Below are 21,049 nucleotides of genomic sequence, written 5' to 3' on the forward strand. Positions count from 1 at the left end.
CGGCCTGGCGTGGCTTATTCGGCGTCGCCGCGATTAGGCACGAGGATCTCGCGGTTGCCGCTCGACGACATCGCCGAAACGAGCCCGGACTGCTCCATCTGTTCGAGCAGCCGCGCCGCGCGGTTGTAGCCGATGCGCAAGTGCCGCTGCACGAGCGAAATCGACGCGCGGCGATTCTTGATGACCACTTCGACGGCCTGGTCGTACAGCGGATCGGACTCGTCGCCGGTGCCACTGGTTCCCGCAGCCGTGCCCTCGTCGCCCTCGCCGCCCACCGCGCCTTCGAGAATACCCTCGATATAGTTCGGCTCGCCTTGCTCCTTGAGCTTTTCGACGACGCGGTGCACCTCGTCGTCGGCGACGAACGCGCCGTGCACGCGCACGGGCAGACCCGAGCCCGGCGGCAGGTAGAGCATGTCGCCCATGCCGAGCAGCGACTCGGCGCCCATCTGGTCGAGAATCGTGCGCGAGTCGATTTTCGAGGAGACCTGGAACGCCATACGCGTCGGCACGTTGGCCTTGATGAGGCCGGTGATGACATCCACCGAAGGCCGCTGCGTCGCGAGAATCAGGTGGATGCCGGCGGCGCGCGCCTTCTGGGCGATACGCGCGATCAGCTCTTCGACCTTCTTGCCGACCACCATCATGAGGTCGGCGAGTTCGTCGATCACGACCACGATATGCGGCAGCTTCTGGCACGGTTCCGGATCGTCCGGCGTGAGGCTGAACGGGTTCGGGATCTTCTCCTCGCGCTTGTTCGCCTCTTCTATCTTGTTGTTGTAGCCCGCGAGATTGCGCACGCCCAGCTTGCTCATGAGCTTGTAGCGGCGCTCCATCTCGGCCACGGTCCAGTTCAGCGCGTTGCCGGCCTGGCGCATGTCGGTCACGACCGGGCAAAGCAGATGCGGAATGCCCTCGTAGACGCTCATTTCGAGCATCTTCGGGTCGATCAGGATCATGCGGACCTGTTCGGCGCTCGCCTTGTAGAGCAGCGACAGGATCATCGCGTTGATCCCCACCGACTTGCCCGAGCCGGTCGTGCCGGCCACGAGCAGGTGGGGCATCTTCGCGAGATCGGCGCACACCGGCTTGCCGCCGATGTCCTTGCCAAGGCCCATGGTGAGCGCCGAAGGCGCATCGGCATAAACCGCCGAGCCGAGGATTTCCGAAAGACGCACGGTCTGGCGGCGCTGGTTCGGCAGCTCCAGCGCCATGAAATTCTTGCCCGGAATCGTTTCCACCACGCGGATCGAGACGAGCGAGAGCGAACGCGCGAGGTCCTTCGCGAGGTTCACGATCTGGCTGCCCTTCACGCCCGTGGCCGGCTCGATCTCGTAGCGCGTGACGACCGGGCCCGGATACGCGGCCACCACGGCCACGTCCACGCCGAAGTCCTTGAGCTTCTTCTCGATCAGGCGCGAGGTGAATTCGAGCGTGTCGTCGGAGATGGTTTCCTGGGTGGCCGACGCCGGGTCGAGCAGCGAGATCGCCGGCAGCGTGGAGTCGCCCGGCAGATCCTTGAAGAGCGGCACCTGGCGCTCTTTTTCCACGCGCTCGGAGCGCTGCGGTGTGACCACCGGCGGCACGATCGTGACCGGCTCGTGTTCCTCGATCTTCACGCGGCCGCGCTCGACCTTGCCTTCGCGCTTGACGGCCGCTGCCTCGCCGAGCTTGCGGTCGCGGCCCGCCTCGCGGCGCAGCCTCGCCATGGTGACGGCGTTGATGATGTATTCGCCGACCCGTTCGGCGACCGAGAGCCACGAGAAGCGGAAATAGAGCGAAAGACCGATCGCGAGCGCGAGCAGGAGCGCAAGCGTGCCGCCCGTGAAGCCGAGCGCGTGCGAAACGCCGCGCGCCACCGCGCCGCCCACCACGCCGCCGGGCGTCTGGGGCAGTTGCACCTTGAGCGACCACATGCGCAGCGCTTCGATGCCGCAGCTCGACAGCATGACGAGCACGAACGACAAGGCTTCGGCGACCCAGCTGATGTCGCGCGGCTTGTCGTCGTCATCGTCGGCGATCGCTTCGTGACGCGTAATGCGCTGATAGTTCGCCGAGATGAGGCGCCCGAGCAGCACGATCCACCAATAGGCGGACAGGCCGAACAGCAGCAGCAGGATGTCCGAGACGCGCGCGCCGACGCGCCCCGCCCAGTTCGAGATGTGGTCGACCTGGGCTGCGTGCGTCCAGCTAGGGTCGTGGCGGCTGTAGCTGATGAGCGCCATCAGCAGGAACACGCCTAGCGCGACCTGCAGGATCCAGCGAATTTCGGTGAAAAGGCGCGACATGCGGTGAGGCAATGCCTGCGCCTGCGCGGAAAAGGGAGCTTTGGCCATTGAATCCTGGGCTGATTCTTGATGCGTTTGCGGTCCGCCAGTCCTTCCGAATGCCCGAAACCCCGGGCAGACGGGCGCGGCCGCCGTCGTCCGATCCGGCCTATTGTAAACGCGTTGTTTCGGCCCCGGCGCCCCCTCGCTGTAAATGACGGTAACTGACAACGCTGCGCAAGCGCCACCGGGCGACATCCGGCCGCGCCGCGCCCGTCGAGCCCGCGCTGCAAGGGCCGCCCGCCAGGCCCAGGCTATCGCGCCGATGAGGAAGCTTCATCGAGCGGCGAGCGCCCCCCGCCTTTATAATTGCGCGCTGATGCCCAACTACATGCGTGAGCCCCGCCGCAACGCCGGGCGGCCCGACCGGGCACCCCCAAGGCGGGCGCCCGAATTTACGCGCCACGCAGCGTCTTTCTACGGAATTCGATCATGTCTGCAACCAAACACGCCAAAGTCCTGATTCTCGGTTCCGGCCCCGCCGGCTACACGGCCGCCGTCTATGCGGCGCGCGCGAACCTTTCGCCGCTGCTCGTCACGGGTCTCGCCCAGGGCGGCCAGCTCATGACGACGACCGACGTCGAAAACTGGCCTGCGGACCCGAACGGCGTGCAAGGCCCCGAACTGATGCAGCGTTTCCTCGAGCACGCCGAGCGCTTCAACACGGAAATCGTGTTCGATCACATCCATACGGCCAGGCTGAACGAAAAGCCCATCCGCCTGATCGGCGACTCGGGCGAGTACACCTGCGACTCGCTCGTCATCGCGACCGGCGCATCGGCGCAATACCTCGGCCTGCCGAGCGAAGAGCTGTACATGGGCCGCGGCGTCTCGGCCTGCGCGACCTGCGACGGCTTTTTCTACCGCAACCAGCACGTCGCCGTGGTCGGCGGCGGCAACACGGCCGTTGAAGAAGCGCTCTACCTCTCGGGCATCGCGAAGAAGGTCACGGTCATTCACCGCCGCGACAAGTTCCGCGCCGAACCGATCCTGATCGACCGCCTGCTGGAAAAGGAAAAGGAAGGCGTGGTCGAGATCAAGTGGGAGCACGTGCTCGACGAAGTGAAGGGCAACGAAGGCGGCGTGAACGGCCTGCGCATCAAGAACGTGAAGACGGGCGAGACCGCCGACCTCGATCTGCAGGGTCTGTTCGTCGCGATCGGCCACAAGCCGAACACGGACATCTTCGAAGGCCAGCTCGAGATGAAGAACGGCTACATCATCACGAACGGCGGCCTGAACGGCAACGCGACCGGCACGAGCGTGCCGGGCGTGTTCGCGGCCGGCGACGTGCAGGATCACGTCTATCGCCAGGCGATCACGAGCGCGGGCACGGGCTGTATGGCCGCACTCGACGCGCAACGCTACCTCGAGACCGTGAACGAGCTCGGCCAGGCGCGCGTGATGAGCGCCGAAGCCGACCGCTAAGCCGGTCGAGCGGGATTCACCCAGCGTCTTTCGTCATGCCCAAGAACGTGCCCCACCCGGGCGAACCCAGGCGCCCCGCCTCCGCTCGCCCGACTCCCGCGCCCACGCCTGCTCCCGCAGCGGACGAAGCCGCGTCCGGCAAGACGGCTGCTGGCTTCGCCGGCCTCGGCAGCCTGCGCGACGCGCTCAAGGTGCAAACCCGCCAGCGCGAGCGCGAACGCGTGGCCGCGCAGGCGACGCGCGTCGAAGCCGCCGCCGACAGCGACCTCTTTCGCCGCGAGATCGGCCAGGTCGCGCCGCTCAAGCAGCCTGCGCGCGCGCAGGCGCGTCGCGCAGCACCGGTGCCGCTGCCACTGCAAACGCAGCTCGACGAGCAGGCCGTGCTGCACGAAGCGATCTCCGACGAATTCGACCCGGAAGCGCTGCTCGACACCGACGACTCGCTCTACTACCACCGCCCCGGCGTGAGCGAGGAAGTCGTCAAGAAGCTGCGGCGCGGCACGTGGATCGTGCAAGCGCAACTCGACCTGCACGGCATGCGCCGCGAGGAAGCGCGCGAGGCGCTGCAGAACTTCGTCCGTGAAGCGGGCAAGCGCGGGCTGCGCTGCGTGCGCGTGATCCACGGCAAGGGCCTGGGTTCCGTCGGCAAGGAGCCGGTGCTCAAGGGCAAGGTGCGAGCATGGCTCGTGCAGAAGGAAGAAGTCATCGCGTTCTGCCAGGCGCGGCCGCACGACGGCGGCGCGGGCGCCGTGCTCGTGCTGTTGCAGCCGCACCCGGCCGGGCACGGGCAGCATCATCCTCACCTGCCCTGACCGAACCCGTTATCGGCGTGTCGTCGATATGAAAAAACCCCGTTCGCTGCTTGCGCAGCGAACGGGGTTTTTCTATCGCGCCGGGCAAACCGGCGCACGACGATCAGGCGAGGCGCTCTTCCGTCTTCGGATCGAACAGCACGGCCTTCGAAACGTCGAACAGCAGTTCCATGTTGTTGAGCGGCTGCGGGTTCGCACCCGGGTGCACGCGGCTCACGATGCGCTTGCCGTTGACCTGCGCGAACACGAGCGTGTCCGGACCGGTCGGCTCGATCACGTCGACCTTCACCGAGTGGCGCTGCAGTTCGTGGCCGTGGCCGTCGTGCGAGCTGCGCGCGTCGGTGATGCGCTCCGGGCGCAGACCCAGCACCACTTCCTGGCCGATCTGGGCGCGCAGCTTGTTCGCTTCGAACGGCAGGTTCAGCACGTTGCGCGCCACACCCGTGTCGAGTTCGATACCGATGCCCGAGCCCTGCTCCACCAGCTTGCCGTTGATGAAGTTCATCGGCGGCGCGCCGATGAAGCCCGCCACGAAGAGGTTCGACGGCGAGTCGTAGATCTCCTGCGGTGCGCCGAACTGCTGCACGATGCCGTCCTTCATGACCGCGATGCGGTCGCCGAGCGTCATCGCCTCGATCTGGTCGTGCGTCACGTACACGATGGTCGTGCCCACGCGCTGATGCAGCAGCTTGATTTCCGAGCGCATCTCGATACGCAGCTTCGCGTCGAGGTTCGAGAGCGGCTCGTCGAACAGGAACATGACCGGATCGCGTGCGAGCGCACGACCCATGGCCACGCGCTGGCGCTGGCCGCCCGACAGCTGGCCCGGCTTGCGGTCGAGCAGGTGTTCGATCTGCAGCAGCTTCGACACGCGGCCGACGATCTCCGTCTGCTGGTTCTTCGGCACCTTGCGGATGTTCAGGCCGAACGAGATGTTCTCGCGCACCGTCATCGACGGGTAAAGCGCGTACGACTGGAACACCATCGCGATGTCGCGATCCTTCGGCGAGAGGTTATTGACCGTCTTGCCGTCGATCTGGATCTCGCCCTTGGTCACGGTTTCGAGACCCGCGATCATGTTGAGCAGCGTCGACTTACCGCAACCCGAGCCGCCGACCAGAATCAGGAACTGGCCGTCTTCGATGTCGATGTTCACGCCCTTGAGGACGGGAACGCCGTTCGGGTAGGTCTTGTAGACGTCGCGAATGGAAAGGCTTGCCATGATGCTATGAATCCTTTTAATCGAATGCGGGTTTAACCCTTCACCGCGCCCGCCGTGAGACCGCGCACGAAGTAGCGGCCGGCGATCACGTAGACGAGCAGCGTGGGCAGCGCGGCGATGATCGCGCCGGCCATGTCGACGTTGTATTCCTTCACGCCCGTGGACGTGTTCACGAGATTGTTCAGCGCCACCGTAATCGGCATCGAATCGACGCCCGAGAACACGATACCGAACAGGAAGTCATTCCAGATCTGCGTGAATTGCCAGATCAGGCACACCATGAAGATGGGCAGCGAGATCGGCAGCATGATGCGCGTGAAGATCATGAAGAAACCGGCGCCGTCGATGCGCGCGGCCTTGACGAGTTCAGCGGGCACGCTCACGTAGAAGTTGCGGAAGAACATCGTGGTGAACGCAATGCCGTACACGACGTGCACCAGCACCAGACCGCCGATCGTGTTCGACAGGCCGAGGAAGCCTTCGAGACGCGCCATCGGCAGCAGGATGGCCTGGAACGGAATGAAGCAGCCCACCAGCAGCATCGTGAAGAGCGCGTCCGCGCCGCGAAAGCGCCAGTGTGTGAGCACGTAACCGTTGAACGCGCCGATGATCGACGAGATCAGCACGGCCGGAATCACCATCTTCACGGAGTTCATGAAGAACGGCTGCATGCCGTCACAGCGCACACCGGTACACGCCTGGCTCCACGCCTTGATCCACGGCGCGAAGGTCGGGCTCGTGGGCAGCGAGAGCATGGTGCCCGTGTGAATCTGGTCGAGCGACTTGAACGACGTCGACAGCATCACGTAGAGCGGGAACAGGAAGTACACCGCGAACAGGATCAGCGCCGCATAGATGACCACGCGGCTCACGTTCATCTTAGGCTGCATTGCGCGTGCTCCTCGATTCCAGATACATGAGCGGCACGAGCACGGCCACCACCGTCGCAAGCATCATCATCGACGAAGCTGCGCCGACGCCGAGTTGCCCGCGGTTGAACGAAAACGTGTACATGAAGATGGCCGGCAGCGACGACGACGTGCCCGGACCACCGGCCGTCAAAGCGACGACGAGGTCGAACGTCTTGATCGTGATGTGGCACAGGATCAGCAGCACGGAGAAGAACACCGGACGCATGCTCGGAATCACGATCTTGCGGTAGATCGTGGGCAGCGTCGCGCCGTCCACCTGGGCCGCCTTGAAGATCTCGCTATCGACACCGCGCAGGCCGGCGAGGAACAGCGCCATGCAAAAACCCGTCGACTGCCACACAGCGGCGACCACGATACAGAAAATGGCCTTGTCCGGGTCGTTGAGCCAGTCGATGTGGAAGCTCGTCCAGCCGATGCTGTGCATCACCTGCTGAATGCCGAGGTCCGGATTGAAAATCCACTGCCATGCGGTGCCCGTCACGATGTACGAGAGCGCCATCGGATAAAGGAACACCGCGCGCAGCGCGCCTTCCTGACGAATCTGCTGGTCGAGCAGGATCGCGAGGAACAGCCCGAGCGCCACGCAAATCGCGATGAACGGGATGCCGAACCATCCGAGGTTCTGCGCCGACGTCCACCAGACGTCGTTGGAGAACAGCTCGCGATAGCGGTCGAGACCCGCGAATTCATAGCGCGGCATCAGTCGCGAATTGGAGAGCGACAGATAACCGGTAACGAGAATGAAGCCGTAGACGAATACGAGGCTGATCAGAATGCTGGGCGAAAGCACCAGCTTCGGGATCCAGCGGTCTGCGAGCGCCGCCATGGGCGACGCGCGGCGGGTAGCAGGCGTGGCCGCCTTGCCGTTGCCGCTAAGAGAAGCAGTCACTGCGCAACTCCTGGTACGGTGCGAAAACAGCTTTCGCACGATGATGGGGTTCAGAGGGTGAACCGTCATGCCCGGGGCGCGCCACGTATGGCGCCCCCCGTCTTACAGCACTAACCTGCTACGCTCACTTCGTCTTCGCAGCCTTCGCGAGCGCTTCCACCGCGCTCTTCGAATCCTGGGTCGAGTTCATGAACTTCGTCACGACGTCGGTGATTGCACCGGCCGTGGCGTCCGGCTGAGCCATGCCGTGAGCGAGCGACGGCACATAGCCGCCGGCCTTGATCGCGGTCTGTTCATCCGCGTACGACTTCTTCGCGCATGCGTCGAACTTGCTCATGTCCACGCCGAGACGAACCGGAATCGAACCCTTGTACAGGCTGAACTGCTCCTGGAATTCCGGGCTCATGATCGTCTTCGCGAGCGCGAGCTGGCCAGGCGTTGCCGCCTTCTGGCCCTTCTGCTGGAAGAACACGAACGAGTCGACGTTAAAAGTGTAGGCCTTCGCCGTGCCCGGCACCGCTGCGCAAACATAGTCCGAATCCGGCTGCTTGTTCGCGTTCGCGAATTCGCCCTTGGCCCAGTCGCCCATGAACTGCATGCCGGCCTTGCCGTTGATGACCATGGCCGTGGCGAGGTTCCAGTCGCGGCCCGTACGGCCGTTATCCATGTACGACTCGATCTTGCGGACCGTGTCGAACACGCCGACCATCTGCTGCGACGTGAGGGTCTTCTGGTCGAGGTCGACGAGCGCCTTCTTGTAGAAGTCCGCGCCCTGCGAGAGGACCACGTCTTCCCACAGCGTCAGGTCCTGCCACGGCTGGCCACCGGCGGCGACCGGCTGGATGCCTGCGGCCTTCATCTTGTCGGCCAGCGCGAAGAATTCCGGCCACGTGGTCGGCGGCTTGCCGCCTACCTTGTCGAGCGCTGCCTTGTTGATCCACACCCAGTTCACGCGGTGCACCGAGAACGGCGCTGCAACGTAGTGTCCTTCGGCGTGCATGATCTTGTCGATCTGCGGCGGCAGGTTGGCCTTCCAGTCGCCGGCGACGGAGTCGACGTTCACCAGCACGCCCTGGTCAGCCCATTCCTGAATCAGCGGACCCTTGATCTGGGCGGCCGTCGGTGCGTTGCCCGAGATCACCTGGGTCTTCAGTGCGGTCATGGCCGCCGCGCCCGCGCCACCGGCGACCGCGAAGTCCTTCCACACATAGCCCTGCTTCGTCATGTCGTCCTTGAGCACGCCAACGGCCTTCGACTCGCCGCCCGAAGTCCACCAGTGCAGCACTTCAAGGGACTCGGCCGCTTGCGCCGTGGCGACGCCACCCAACAGACCTGCTGCGCACAGGGCGCCCATGATCGTGCGGAATTTCATTGCTTATCTCCTCCAGACACCTGAACAAAAAACGATTGGCCCCTGATCGCCAGGGTGCGGTGGTTGGTCAAACAGGCAAAACAGGCAAAACACTGGACGGACGGGCGCCGGAGTGCCGCGCGCGCGTGCTTTTCATTAGATGCGCGCGGGCCGCGGGCCGGTTACCGGCCGCAGGACGCTCAAGAGATGAGTGGTTCGGAATGCAACTTGACTGTCTCCTCTTTTGATTTTCACCGGCCACCTTGGCCGGCCGAGGCGCCGCTTGCGTCACGCGGCCTTGAAGCCTCCGCACGGCGGGGAACCGGGCGCACGGCTCACTGGCAAGCCGGGCTGAGTCCCGCGTTGTTCTCCGTTAACATGAGGGGGCATTCCGTCCGCTCGCGAAACCGCGCAAACCGCCTTGCTGGCTGCGTTTCACGCTTTTTTCATCGAATGAACGTTACCTCTTGATTTGGATTGTAGTTAAACTACAATTCAGTGTCAAAAAAAATTTTATCGGACTACGGCCGCCCGATCGCCCACACAGGCGGGCACCCGTTGTAACCTGCAGCGGCCCCCAGGACTCTGACTGAGACTCATGCAAACCCAGATCGATTCAGGTTTCACGTTCGTGCTCTTCGGCGCCACCGGCGACCTGTCGATGCGCAAGATCCTCCCCGCCCTGTATGAAGCGCACCGTTCAGGCATGCTCGCCCAGGCCGGCAAGATCGTGGGCGTCGCGCGCCACGAAGAAGATCGTGCAGCGTACATCCAGTGGGTCGACGAGCACGTCAAGCCGCATGTGAAGAAGAACGGCGGCTTCGACGACAATGCGTGGGCCAGCTTCCTCGAGCGCATCGTCTACGTGAAGCTCGACCTCTCGCGCGCCGAAGACTTCACGCATCTGCGCGACGGCATCGCGTCGCTGCCCGGCATTCGTGTGTTCTATCTGGCTACGGGCCCGTCGCTGTTCGTGCCGATCTGCCACGCGCTTGCCGCCGTCGGTCTGAACGAGAACTCACGCATCGTGCTGGAAAAGCCGCTCGGCTACGACCTCAAGTCGTCCAACGCCATCAACGACGCCGTGGGCGAGATCTTCGCCGAAGGCCAGATCTACCGGATCGATCACTATCTCGGCAAGGAGCCGGTGCAGAACCTGCTCGCGCTGCGTTTCGGCAATGCGCTCTTCGAGCCGCTGTGGCGCCGCGAATGGGTAGAGAGCATCCAGATCACGATTGCCGAAGAACTGGGCGTCGAAGCGCGCGGCGACTTTTATGACAACACGGGCGCGCTGCGCGACATGGTGCAAAATCACCTGTTGCAGTTGCTCTCGATCGTCGCCATGGAGCCGCCGCATTCGATGGATTCGGATTCGGTGCGCGACGAAAAGCTTCGCGTGCTGCGCGCGCTCAAGCCGATCAACCCGCTCGACATCAGCAAGGTCGCCGTGCGCGGGCAGTATCACGCGGGCGTGATCCGCGGCCAGGCGGTGCCGGGCTATGCGACCGAGCATGGCGTGAAGCCCGAGAGCCACACGGAAACCTTCGTCGCGCTGAAGGTGGAGATCGAGAACTGGCGCTGGGCGGGCGTGCCCTTCTTCCTGCGCACCGGCAAGCGTCTTGCCGACCGCGTGGCCGAGATCGTCGTGAACTTCCGTCCGGTGCCGCATTCGGCGCTCGGCGCGCCGGCGCTGCGCCCCGGCGCGAACCGCCTCGTGATCCGCCTGCAGCCGAACGAGAACATCCGCCTTTACTGCCTCGCGAAGCAGCCCGGCGAAGGCATGAATCTCGCGAGCGTGCATCTGGATCTCGCGTTCGACCAGTTCTTCCGCGAAGGCCAGATGGAGGCTTACCAGCGCCTGCTGCTCGACGTGATCAACGGGCGCCTCGCGCTGTTTGTGCGCCGCGACGAGCAGGAAGCGGCGTGGACGTGGGTCGAGCCGATCCTCAACGAGTGGGCGGCAACGCCGCGCGCGCCCAAGCCGTACGCGGCCGGCACATGGGGACCGGCGGCGGCGAGCGCGATGCTTGCACAGCACGACACCTGCTGGCTCGAAGAAGAGAATTGATGGGATTGCATGGCGGCGCGCACAGCGAGCGCGACGCCGGACCGGACAGATGAACTACCCCGTAGACCTACAAAAAAGCAGCATGGAGGAGAAGTGATCGAGCTTCACGTATTCGACGACCCGCGCGTCCAATCCGACGCGCTGGCGCGAGCCGTGGGCGACGCGCTACATGCGTCGCTCGCCGCTCAGCAAGCGGCGCCCGGTACTGCCGTGCGCCGTGCAACGCTTGCCGTCTCCGGCGGCACGAGCCCGCGCCCCTTCCTCGAGGCCCTTTCGACGCACCGTTTCGACTGGGCGCACATCGACGTCACGCTCGTCGACGACCGCTGGGTGCCGGACACCGACTCCGCGAGCAACGCGCGCCTCGCGCGCGAGACGCTGCTCACGCATGAAGCGGCCAGCGCGCACTTCCTGCCGCTGGTCGACGTGGCGCAGGATCTCGACGCGCATGTCGCCGCGCTCAATGCCGACCCGGCCCGCAAGCTGCCGAACGTCGCCGTGCTCGGCATGGGCGAGGACGGCCACACGGCCTCGATTTTCGCCGACGCCCCCGAATGGCACGAAGCCATCACCACGGCACGCCCGTTCGTGGCCGTGCATCCGCAGGCCGCGCCCCACGCGCGCGTCTCGTGGTCGATGCAGGCGCTGCGCCAGGTCGATCGCCTGTTCCTGCTGATTGCGGGACAGCGCAAGCTCGAAGTGCTGCAACAGGCCGCCGCGGCCGAACAAAACAACGCCATCTCGAAGCTGGCGAACGACAAGGGAGTGAGACTCGATGTCTACTGGTGCGCCTAATAAAAACGCCCCTGGCGCAGGCCAGCACGCCGACGGTCCGAGGCTGCTCGCCGACATCGGCGGAACCAACGCGCGCTTCGCGCTGGAAACGCGTCCGGGCGAAATCGGCCAGGTGCGCGTATATCCGTGCGCGCAGTATCCCGGCGTCGCGGAAGTGATCCAGCAATACCTGAAGGACAACAAGATCGGCCGCGTGAATCATGCGGCCATCGCCATTGCGAATCCGGTCGACGGCGACCAGGTGCGCATGACCAATCACGACTGGACCTTCTCGATCGAAGCCACGCGCCGCGCGCTCGGCTTCGACACGCTGCTGGTCGTCAACGATTTCACCGCGCTCGCCATGGCGCTGCCCGGCCTGACCGACTCGCAGCGCGTGCAGGTAGGCGGCGGCCAGCGCCGCCAGAACAGTGTGATCGGCCTGCTCGGGCCGGGCACGGGTCTCGGCGTCTCGGGCCTGATTCCCGCCGACGACCGCTGGATCGCACTGGGCAGCGAAGGCGGTCACGCAAGCTTCTCGCCGCAGGACGAGCGCGAAGACATCGTGCTGCAATTCGCGCGCAAGAAGTGGCCGCATGTGTCGTTCGAGCGCGTGTGCGCGGGGCCCGGCCTCGAACTGATCTATCGCGCGCTCGCCGCCCGCGACAAGAAGAAGCTGCCCGCCGATCTCGGCACGGCCGAAGTCGTGCAACGCGCGCATGACGGCGAGGCGCTCGCGCTCGAGACCGTCGAATGCTTCTGCGGAATTCTCGGCAGCTTCGCGGGCAACATCGCGATGACGCTCGGCTCGCTCGGCGGCATCTATATCGGCGGCGGCGTGGTGCCGCGCCTGGGCGATCTCTTCACGCGCTCGTCGTTCCGCCAGCGCTTCGAGGCGAAGGGCCGTTTCGACGCCTATCTCGCGAACGTGCCCACCTACGTGATCACGGCCGAGTATCCGGCGTTCCTCGGCGTTTCGGCCATTCTCGCGGAGCAGTTGTCGAATCGCGCGGGTGGCGGCTCGTCGGCCGTGTTCGAACGCATTCGCCAGATGCGCGACGCGCTCACGCCCGCCGAACGCCGCGTGGCCGACCTCGCGCTCAACCATCCGCGCTCGATCATCAACGATCCGATCGTCGATATCGCGCGCAAGGCCGACGTGAGCCAGCCCACGGTCATCCGCTTCTGCCGCTCGCTTGGCTGCCAGGGCCTCTCGGACTTCAAGCTCAAGCTCGCCACGGGCCTCACGGGCACGATTCCGGTGAGCCACAGCCAGGTGCATCTGGGCGACACCGCCACCGACTTCGGCGCGAAGGTGCTCGACAACACCGTCTCGGCCATCCTGCAACTGCGCGAGCACCTGAACTTCGAGCAGGTCGAGAATGCGATCACGCTGCTCAACGGCGCGCGCCGCATCGAGTTCTATGGGCTCGGCAACTCGCACATCGTCGCGCAGGACGCGCACTACAAGTTCTTCCGCTTCGGCATCCCGACCATCGCCTATGGCGACCTGTACATGCAGGCCGCTTCCGCCGCGCTGCTCGGCAAGGGCGACGTGATCGTGGCCGTGTCGAAGTCGGGCCGCGCGCCGGAACTGCTGCGTGTGCTCGACGTCGCCATGCAGGCGGGCGCGAAGGTGATCGCCATCACGTCGAGCAACACGCCGCTCGCCAAGCGCGCGACCGTGGCGCTCGAAACCGATCACATCGAGATGCGCGAATCGCAGCTTTCGATGATCTCGCGCATCCTGCATCTGCTGATGATCGACATCCTCGCAGTGGGCGTGGCGATTCGCCGTGCTTCGCCCGATGCGGACCTCGGCAACGCCGTCGAAAAGGCGCGCGAGCATGCCGACGACGATGCATCGGCCGTGCTCGACTGGCTGAGCCACGGCGCCTCGCCCACGGCGCGCGACTGAAGTCAGCTCATTCGCCGGCTGATTCGGGCGACGAAAAAATGGGACGCCGAGGCGTCCCATTTTCATTTCGCGCGACGTATCGACGTACGGCTCACGGCGTTGCCGTTTGCGCCGCGTCCGGCGCCGGCGTGCCGTGCCACTTCACGACGAGCGCGCGCCCCACCCACGTCATCAGGCCGCACACGCCGATCGTCACGCCCATGCCGAACGGCGAGATACCCGGGAACCAGCCGACCACGGCGCTCGCCAACGCGCCGAGAGCGAGCTGCGTCGCGCCGAATACCGCCGCCGCCGCGCCCGCGTTCTTCGGGTAGCGGTACATGAGATCGGTGGCGCAGTTCGCGCCGAGCAGCCCCACCACGCTCACCACGAAGAACAGGCCGAACACGATCGACCACAGGCCGCCCCAGCCCGTCACGCACATGAGCGCGACGAAGAGCGACGCGACGATGCTCACACCCGAAGCGATCGACACCATGCGCAGGCTGCCGAGCCGCCCGATGAAGCGCGTGTTGAGGAAGTTGCCGAGCATGATGCCGAACACGTTCGCGCCGAAGAAGAATCCGTAGTGCTGCGGCGAAACGTGGAAGTACTCGATATAGACGAACGGCGTGGCCGAGATATAGGTGAACATCGCGGCGAACGCCATGCCGCCGCAGAGCATGTGCCCCCAGACGAGCGGATCGCGCAGCAAGCGCCCATAAGCCGCGAACGAGCGCAGCACGGCCGCGCTTTCGCGCTTTTCCGGCGGCCAGGTTTCCGGTACGCGCAGATAGGCCGCCACGGCGCACGCGAGGCCGAACAGCGTGAGCACGACGAACACCACGCGCCAGCCGCCGATCAGCAGCAACTGTCCGCCGATCAGCGGTGCGAGCAGCGGCCCGATCGCCGTGACGATCGCGACCATCGAGAGGACTTTGGCGGCATCGGAAGGCTCGTGGGCGTCGCGCGCGATGGCCCGCGAGAGCACCGAGGCCGCGCCCGCGCCGAGCGCCTGCAGAAACCGCACGATCACGAGTTCGCCCACCGAAAACGAGAGCCAGCAGGCAATGCTGGCCAGCGTGAAGAGCGCGATGCCGCCGAGCAGCACGGGGCGGCGGCCATACGCGTCGGAAACCGGGCCGTAGAGCAGCATGCCGATCGAAAAGCCGGCCATGAAGCTCGTGAGCGTCGAGGCCGCAGCGGCGGCGCTCACGCCAAACGACTGCGCGATGGCGGGCAGGCTCGGCAGATACATGTCGGTGGCGAGCGGGCCACAGGCGGCGAGTGCGCCCAGCAACAGGATCAGCCGGCCATCGGGCCGGCGGCGCGGGGAATGGGACATGGTGTGTGTGGCGGCGAAACACGCGCGGCTCGCGCGGTCTCGATGTCATGGGCCGATTCTTCCGTCGCTGCAGGAGCGGACGAAAGCGGACAAAAACAGCAACGCGGTGCCGCCGAATTGTACCTGACGCCCCTTGCCCGCCATGCGCCACCTCAGATGCGGCGGCGTCGCGGCTTTGCGTTAAGCTGCCCGCTTTCGTTCAACTTGCCGCGTTGCCGACATGACCGCCTTCCTGCTCATCTGGAGCCCCAAGAAATGGCCCTGGCCTGAACTGCCCGACTTCGCGCGCCGTGTGCGCGCCGGGGAAGCCGTCGCCGACACCTGGGGATGCGGCTTCGCACGCGGCATCCTGCCGGGCGACCGGGTGTTCCTGCACCGCGTGGCTGCCGAACCGCGCGGGCTGTTCGGTTCCGGCTACGTCACGCGCGCGCCCTACGAGGTGCCGGACGCCGCGTACAAGCGCGGCTACCGGCTGTGCATCGACTTCGTCGTTGACTTTTAGTAACCAATGTTGTGTGTAACCAACTATCCGACAAGCGTCTTCGCGAGATTCGCTTAATTGCACATTGCGAGGGCTGCGCAATCAACACCTCACCGCTTAAAGGGTCAAATACTTTTTTGTTGACCAAATGGTGGACAGGCGCTCGAAATTGTCGCGGCAGGGGGCTAGGACCCACCCCTCTTCTTTAACTGCTCATTTAGCCTCGTTAGTTCGCTGTTGAGGTCCTGAATTTCGCACTTTAAACGATGAATCTCATGAAAATACTCACTATTCTGCGCCTGGAGTTGCTCTATTCTATTATTTTGTCGGTCAACTAGGCTAATTAGTTCCTCCCCGTCACTTGGATTTTCCCCAATCTCCTCATCATTATCTGTTTTTGATGAATCCCGCTCTTTGCAAATGGATTCCAGTTCATCTATTACCCAACTTCGCTTCGGCGTGTAAAGCAATCTTCGACTGCAACCAGCCAATTGAATAATAGAGTCTCGCGTCGCTGGAATCGTTATATCGCCTCTTAGAATCTCCAAGGCGCTCTTCAAACGCGCCGTCATAATCTCGAATTCTTCACTCTTATAGCTCTCCAGGCTCATACACACCCCGCCGACAATTGGGCCAACATGCTTTCGTAAATTGAAACTTGTTCTTCGTAGAACTCCCTTGCATGGGAAAGATTTGGGTCGCTGGCGTTTTTGCGTGCTTTCGCGAGCCTCTTTTCAATCGCCGTTCGATGAGTTTCCGGAACCACCGAATTGTCACAATCTCGGGGATTGCAGTGGAGGTCACCAAGGCACGGAGGAGTCCTGTCTGCCGTACTTGAATCCGCCAAATTCAACGTACAAACTCCGACTCCCGAAACAAAAATGGGCAACGGCTTGCGCGCCAGTTCTCGAATGAAATCCACACGCGCTTGGCCAGACAAGGCCATACCTTGAAAAAAGGCCTCCGTCCGCTGTCTGTGTGTCTCTGCTCCCGCGCCGGCGAAGTTCTTCCCCTCGCCGTATAGGCCAAGTGCAACCTCCATTCGGGCGCGTTCAACAGCGTCTGCGCCTGTGAGACTAGCCAGCAGGACCCTCGGTATGTTCCCGTAACCTAGCGTTTCCTTCGCTGGTATTCCGCGCGAAGCCACCTGTGCAGCGTAGCTGAGATGCTTCAATTGGATGCTAATATACGAAAGCCTCACCTCCATTCGCGCGAGTTGGTCAACCAGCCCCTCTCGAAATTGATGACAGTGCAAGCGCCAATTCGCAAACGCCTTCGACTTGTCAATTCGAGAAAGATATCGCCTCAAGCGAGTGTTCAGAGCTTGATTTTTCATCGGCATCGCTTCGCCTTTTCGGTCCGCCTGATTCCCATTGACTGTAGCAGTTAGCCACCGTGTTTCCTTGATACGGGATAAAGCTTCTAAGGCAGCGACAGCGTCAATCAAGATATCGGTCGCGACCCACCTGTCATACAAGTCGCCGGGCCCGTCGGCCTCTTGTTCCCCGCGTTTCCGATGTTTCAAAACATCGGAGTGAATACTCATTCCCCATTGATTTTCTTTTAAACACCCGACAGCAAGAAGAGTTATCTCCTCGTATCGCATCCCGGTGTACAGCAAAATCTGGCTTATGCTCGCCATCTGCACGTCATCGAGAAAGTCTCCAAACTCAGATATCGAAAAGCCAAACTTCTCCACAAAGGAATCGGAAAGCTTTGCACGCATTTCATCACGTTTCTTTTTATCTCCCTCGCGACGTGTTTTCCCTCGAATTTCAATATAGGCTGCAAAGGCACGTTTGAATTTTTTCCAGCCTCGCCTTCCTTCCTGAATTAACTCTTCGTTAAAATGTACATCACGTAACCCTTTTCCCATGAGGGAAAGGAACGTACCGACAATACTTTGGTTCTCACGCGTGAAAAAAGCAAACAAAGGTGCAGGTAAAACTTGATACCCCACTTTCGGAATCTCGAGAGTCGCACTAGTACTATCGACTTGAGGTGGCTTTGCGGACTTCCTGCGTAACGCTCTCTTTAAGTCAATCATAGCAAAGGGGAAGCCGCGTCCTTTCAATACCTTTTTCATATACGAGTGCGAAAGCAACGTAAGTGCCGGCCTCACCTGCAACAGGTTCTTTGCGCCCGACAAATACGACACCACCGTATCCAAAGAGAAGCTAGCGAGCGATAACCCTTCCGCATGATGCTCTGTCATGCGGGAAATTGCGGTCACGATGGCGCGCACCCTGCTCACGACGGTCTCCGCATCCGGAGCACGCCTTCGGCCAATTTTGCGGTAGTGACAGATATAAACGTACGCGAATATTTTCAGGTCATAAACGATATCGTTCGCCAGTCTAGCTTCAATTCGCGCCCAATCAATGCTCACGCGATAGTGCCCTGCAACAATTGCTTTTTTTGATGTCCGCGAGTACAAAGGCCAAACACTCGAACCGAATACGCACCGGTCATTAATACGAGTCTCTTCATTCACCGACAGCTCTTCGAGGGATACGACCTCTTTCGCCGAAGTGCTTGCTTGGATAGCTCGACCTCTCATCTTTTCACCCAAAGAGAAAATCATCAAAGTGGTCGTCGATGCAAGATTTGGCTAGCACCGTTGCCCGAGCTATTTCCTCTTCCGTAAATAGCTCATCAGGTGCGAGAATCTCATCGAGAACATAAAGCTGTCGTCTATATAGGTTTTTCCTCGGCTCCGCACCAACCCCCTTTTCAATTTCGCAACGCAAATTAAGCCGATAATTAATTAATTTCGGCAAGCTGTATTCCGTTACTAATATGTTCTTGCATAGAAGACACATGTCATAATAAGTACACACCTTTCCAGGGACGAATTTAGATGCCAACTGGATTTTCCGAGGAGGCTGAAACGGATTTTTGCAATGACATAGACCTGACGCTAGAAAAGCGGAATCGTCTGCACCCGTCACCTCGGCGGTGATAGGTATCACATTTCTATACTTCTTACTATTCTCCTTAATCTGATTCAGGTGCTTTCGCATTTCCTCCTCAAATTGAGGAGTAAGTCTATGCCTATCAAGATAAGCCAGCGTCGTATAGATATCTGAGTGGTTAAGGAGAGCAGAAATCTCGAAAATATCTCGACCTTCCATCACCAAACGAGTGACAAACGTGGGTCTCAGTCGACTTACATTGATATTCTCCTCCGAATTGAAGGGATTTCGATGCTTAACATTCGGAGTGAAAAATGACGCAGACCAGCGTGTAAGATGTGTGGCGTTCAGCCTTGTCACTGCTCCTCGCCCTTTAGTATCCTGTTTTCTCTGAACTAACAGGAGCATCTCCTTGTCCACTCCGTCAGCATTTTTAACGAGCACTTCCGTAAGTCTCAAGATTTGCTTAATTGTGTTCTTCACAATCGTGCTCTGCTTCGATTGAAGATTGACCTCGAGCAAGGCCACGGGGTAAAGTGCATCTCCCTTTCCGCGCTCCTTATAGTATTGAATACACGGCATTGCGGTGAGTGGGTGCTTTTCAACAAAGCAGTCTCGTCGCAAATCAAGGATAGATTCGACGTTTAAACCCGTTTCCCAAGCCAGCTTATACACGAGCGGAATCACTAATCGCATGGAAATTAGTTCCGACACCCCTAATTTCTCATACCACTTTTCGATGGCTCCGTATTTTTTGGCGATGGCCAAAGCAATATCCCGATATTTCTTGTAGAATTTTTTTGGTTGTATCGCGACACATTTCAGCGTGTTCTCAAAAAAATAGATGAGGTCGTCTTCGCAAATCTGCGCACTACTTTCCGGCGAGGTGCCGACACCGGTCCGCACGTAGGACTGCGCAACGCGATTGGCATATCGAATCTCCGGCGCAAGCGCATTCATCAAGTTGGCCTCCTCATCGCGCGAATACGCGTTCCGCATTGTCGTTTCTCGACCATGCGCAGAGTCCGGTGATGCTATTGGCAATATGTCAATATATCGCTCGTCATATGCATACCGCATTACACGACCTAACATGTAAAGCAGCTGTGATTGCGTTCCTGCCGTTAACTGACGATTTGCACTATATGTTCGCTGAGTCTTTAACCACTGCTTAAAATCTTCAACTGAACGTTCATCCCAGGCGTGTCGGACGTGGATATGCTCATCACTGCCATATCGCTCGCTAAGAAACTCTTTATATCGCCGCAGGCAGGTTCCGTAGCCCGGACCGGCCTTTAACTCTTCGCTACAGCGCTTAAAAATGTATTCAACTTGAACATGCGGATTCGCACCTGATGGCGCAGGCAAGTGCCTCTCAATATCTGCGTTCATTGCGCGTGACCTCGCTTTTCCCTGTGCTTCAACGGCGGAAGTCTCGTTTCCTCGGCAATAGTCCGCGCGACTTCGTACTTGGAAAACAGTTCCTTGCGCATCGACTCAAGGACTTCCGGGTTAACTTTGCTGTATACCTTCGTCGACTTTGGGTCGCGATGGCCGAGAAAATTCGTCAACATGGCATAGCGAGTGCCGGGTTCCTTATGAACATCGTGTGCCATCAATACTTCAATCGAAAAGGAATGCCGGGGCGTGTGTGTGCGAATTGTCTCTGGGTCTATTCCTGCCCGGCGCGCGGCTCTCTTAAGCTGCTTGTGCACGCTCTCTCTGCTTAGAGGCTTCCCAGTTGCGCTGAGAAAAGTCAAATTTTCCCGCGCGTGCCTTTCTGGATAAACTCGGCCATACGCGGCGTCGGAACTGTGATATTTACGAATACGCGCAAGTACTGGTAGCGAAATGATTGAGAACCGCTCGACAATTTTTCCCCCGCTCCCTTTGCTCCCCCGAATACGAATTGGTAGGAACCCCGACGCGCTGTCGTGACAGGCATCGTCCGGAAGGTCCGCGTTCTTCATTCTGCACAACTCCGAGATTCGCAATCCAGTGTCGTACATTGTGTGCATGGCACATCGTTCAGACTCGTTGTAGTAACCAGCGAGAGTCTCCTTAAACTTCTCCGCTGAGATTCCTTGGGGCAGTTGCCTGTGGTCCTCGGTGGTAATTAGCTTCCCACTTCTGTAGGGAGTATCTGACTCATCTCGCAAATGGTTCTCCTCGAGCCACTCGATGAATTTCGCTAGAACACTCTCTCGCTGATGAACGGTTGAGCTTTCTAACTTTGTTACCTTTGTTGAATGTTCAATCCAGCTCTTAATGTGGTCACGATTGCACGTCCTAAGTACCTCGTCGGAAGTCAGCCGCGTCAGCGCACCTTTACGGCGCATCCAACGAAGAAAGTATCCAACGTATCGCCCAAACGTCTCTCTAGTGCCATCTGCGTAGGTGTATTCTTTATCGGCAAGCCAGCGCGTAGGCGACTCAATGATGCGACCCGAGAAATCGAATAGCGTGATAGTGGCGGGATGCGTCGTGCGATTCACGTGGACGTAATAGTCCACGAGACGCTGCCCTTTACGGATAATCTCCGCCCGTCTTTTCGACATCTTTCTCTCCCGGACAACTCCGCAAACATCGATGTGATGCAATTCATGCT

Annotated in this window: 15 protein-coding genes and 1 pseudogene; 6 read left to right on the plus strand and 10 right to left on the minus strand. The window is 61.1% G+C overall.

Going from position 1 to position 21,049, the window contains the following annotated elements:
• Positions 1-14 precede the first annotated feature (14 nt).
• Positions 15-2,336: a DNA translocase FtsK gene (locus A3CW_RS0120275; protein ID WP_028205199.1), complete on the minus strand. Its 2,322-nt coding sequence runs from the start codon at positions 2,334-2,336 to the stop codon at positions 15-17.
• A gap of 423 nt (positions 2,337-2,759) precedes the next feature.
• Between A3CW_RS0120275 and trxB the strand changes: the two genes are divergently transcribed.
• Together trxB and A3CW_RS46980 are read left to right on the plus strand one after the other, a co-directional pair.
• Positions 2,760-3,755, plus strand: a complete 996-nt coding sequence (gene trxB / locus A3CW_RS0120280) for a thioredoxin-disulfide reductase (RefSeq protein WP_028205200.1) — start codon at positions 2,760-2,762, stop codon at positions 3,753-3,755.
• A 35-nt stretch (positions 3,756-3,790) separates the two neighbouring features.
• Positions 3,791-4,567, plus strand: a complete 777-nt coding sequence (locus tag A3CW_RS46980; protein ID WP_051481603.1) for a Smr/MutS family protein — start codon at positions 3,791-3,793, stop codon at positions 4,565-4,567.
• Between the two features lie 103 nt (positions 4,568-4,670).
• On the opposite strand, the gene A3CW_RS0120290 is transcribed toward A3CW_RS46980, so the two are convergent.
• The 4 genes from A3CW_RS0120290 to A3CW_RS0120305 form a co-directional block, all read right to left on the minus strand.
• Entirely contained in the window at positions 4,671-5,789 is a 1,119-nt protein-coding gene (locus A3CW_RS0120290; protein ID WP_028205201.1) for an ABC transporter ATP-binding protein, read from the minus strand.
• Positions 5,790-5,821: 32 nt separating this feature from the next.
• Complete coding sequence (locus A3CW_RS0120295) at positions 5,822-6,679, minus strand: carbohydrate ABC transporter permease (protein ID WP_028205202.1); 858 nt, start codon at positions 6,677-6,679, stop codon at positions 5,822-5,824.
• Positions 6,669-7,610: a carbohydrate ABC transporter permease gene (locus A3CW_RS0120300; protein WP_028205203.1), complete on the minus strand. Its 942-nt coding sequence runs from the start codon at positions 7,608-7,610 to the stop codon at positions 6,669-6,671. Before A3CW_RS0120300 ends, A3CW_RS0120295 begins: the two co-directional genes overlap by 11 nt.
• Before the next feature lie 124 nt (positions 7,611-7,734).
• Positions 7,735-8,982, minus strand: a complete 1,248-nt coding sequence (locus A3CW_RS0120305) for an ABC transporter substrate-binding protein (protein WP_028205204.1) — start codon at positions 8,980-8,982, stop codon at positions 7,735-7,737.
• Positions 8,983-9,559: 577 nt separating this feature from the next.
• Between A3CW_RS0120305 and zwf the strand changes: the two genes are divergently transcribed.
• The 3 genes from zwf (at position 9,560) to A3CW_RS0120320 (ending at position 13,721) form a co-directional block, all read left to right on the plus strand.
• Positions 9,560-11,029, plus strand: coding sequence for a glucose-6-phosphate dehydrogenase (gene zwf / locus A3CW_RS0120310; protein WP_028205205.1), 1,470 nt, complete (start codon positions 9,560-9,562; stop codon positions 11,027-11,029).
• Between the two features lie 93 nt (positions 11,030-11,122).
• Positions 11,123-11,824, plus strand: coding sequence for a 6-phosphogluconolactonase (gene pgl, locus A3CW_RS0120315; RefSeq protein WP_028205206.1), 702 nt, complete (start codon positions 11,123-11,125; stop codon positions 11,822-11,824).
• Positions 11,805-13,721, plus strand: a complete 1,917-nt coding sequence (locus tag A3CW_RS0120320) for a bifunctional transcriptional regulator/glucokinase (protein ID WP_028205207.1) — start codon at positions 11,805-11,807, stop codon at positions 13,719-13,721. The genes pgl and A3CW_RS0120320 overlap by 20 nt, the downstream gene beginning before the upstream one ends.
• A 91-nt stretch (positions 13,722-13,812) precedes the next feature.
• Here the strand turns inward: A3CW_RS0120320 and A3CW_RS0120325 are convergent, their stop codons facing one another.
• Complete coding sequence (locus A3CW_RS0120325) at positions 13,813-15,045, minus strand: Bcr/CflA family multidrug efflux MFS transporter (protein ID WP_028205208.1); 1,233 nt, start codon at positions 15,043-15,045, stop codon at positions 13,813-13,815.
• Between the two features lie 220 nt (positions 15,046-15,265).
• On the opposite strand from A3CW_RS0120325, the pseudogene A3CW_RS46985 reads away from it, so the two are divergent.
• A pseudogene (locus A3CW_RS46985) lies at positions 15,266-15,544 on the plus strand (hypothetical protein); the annotation flags it as partial.
• 167 nt (positions 15,545-15,711) lie between these two features.
• Here A3CW_RS46985 and A3CW_RS52415 read toward each other — a convergent pair.
• The 4 genes from A3CW_RS52415 to A3CW_RS53895 are packed head-to-tail and all read right to left on the minus strand — an operon-like array spanning position 15,712 to position 20,999.
• The gene (locus tag A3CW_RS52415; protein WP_154677987.1) at positions 15,712-16,137 is read right to left on the minus strand and encodes a hypothetical protein; all 426 of its coding nucleotides are present in this window, start codon (positions 16,135-16,137) and stop codon (positions 15,712-15,714) included.
• Positions 16,134-18,110 (minus strand): site-specific integrase, encoded by a 1,977-nt coding sequence (locus A3CW_RS0120335; RefSeq protein WP_081771734.1) that lies wholly within the window; start codon positions 18,108-18,110, stop codon positions 16,134-16,136. Before A3CW_RS0120335 ends, A3CW_RS52415 begins: the two co-directional genes overlap by 4 nt.
• A complete protein-coding gene (locus A3CW_RS0120340; RefSeq protein WP_154677988.1) occupies positions 18,091-19,833 on the minus strand; it encodes a site-specific integrase in 1,743 nt (580 codons plus the stop codon). The genes A3CW_RS0120335 and A3CW_RS0120340 overlap by 20 nt, the downstream gene beginning before the upstream one ends.
• The gene (locus A3CW_RS53895) at positions 19,830-20,999 is read right to left on the minus strand and encodes a tyrosine-type recombinase/integrase (RefSeq protein WP_028205211.1); all 1,170 of its coding nucleotides are present in this window, start codon (positions 20,997-20,999) and stop codon (positions 19,830-19,832) included. The genes A3CW_RS0120340 and A3CW_RS53895 overlap by 4 nt, the downstream gene beginning before the upstream one ends.
• Between the last annotated feature and the right edge of the window lie 50 nt (positions 21,000-21,049).

Origin of the sequence: Paraburkholderia nodosa DSM 21604, from assembly GCF_000519185.1 — a bacterium.
Taxonomy (GTDB): Bacteria; Pseudomonadota; Gammaproteobacteria; order Burkholderiales; family Burkholderiaceae; genus Paraburkholderia; species Paraburkholderia nodosa.

Coding starts and splice junctions, on each gene's coding strand:
- A3CW_RS0120275 (WP_028205199.1), bottom strand. CDS start 2,336: ATGGCCAAAGCTCCCTTTTCCGCGCAGGCGCAGGCATTGCCTCACCGC.
- trxB (WP_028205200.1), top strand. CDS start 2,760: ATGTCTGCAACCAAACACGCCAAAGTCCTGATTCTCGGTTCCGGCCCC.
- A3CW_RS46980 (WP_051481603.1), top strand. CDS start 3,791: ATGCCCAAGAACGTGCCCCACCCGGGCGAACCCAGGCGCCCCGCCTCC.
- A3CW_RS0120290 (WP_028205201.1), bottom strand. CDS start 5,789: ATGGCAAGCCTTTCCATTCGCGACGTCTACAAGACCTACCCGAACGGC.
- A3CW_RS0120295 (WP_028205202.1), bottom strand. CDS start 6,679: ATGCAGCCTAAGATGAACGTGAGCCGCGTGGTCATCTATGCGGCGCTG.
- A3CW_RS0120305 (WP_028205204.1), bottom strand. CDS start 8,982: ATGAAATTCCGCACGATCATGGGCGCCCTGTGCGCAGCAGGTCTGTTG.
- zwf (WP_028205205.1), top strand. CDS start 9,560: ATGCAAACCCAGATCGATTCAGGTTTCACGTTCGTGCTCTTCGGCGCC.
- A3CW_RS0120320 (WP_028205207.1), top strand. CDS start 11,805: ATGTCTACTGGTGCGCCTAATAAAAACGCCCCTGGCGCAGGCCAGCAC.
- A3CW_RS0120325 (WP_028205208.1), bottom strand. CDS start 15,045: ATGTCCCATTCCCCGCGCCGCCGGCCCGATGGCCGGCTGATCCTGTTG.
- A3CW_RS52415 (WP_154677987.1), bottom strand. CDS start 16,137: ATGAGCCTGGAGAGCTATAAGAGTGAAGAATTCGAGATTATGACGGCG.
- A3CW_RS0120335 (WP_081771734.1), bottom strand. CDS start 18,110: ATGATTTTCTCTTTGGGTGAAAAGATGAGAGGTCGAGCTATCCAAGCA.
- A3CW_RS0120340 (WP_154677988.1), bottom strand. CDS start 19,833: ATGAACGCAGATATTGAGAGGCACTTGCCTGCGCCATCAGGTGCGAAT.
- A3CW_RS53895 (WP_028205211.1), bottom strand. CDS start 20,999: ATGTCGAAAAGACGGGCGGAGATTATCCGTAAAGGGCAGCGTCTCGTG.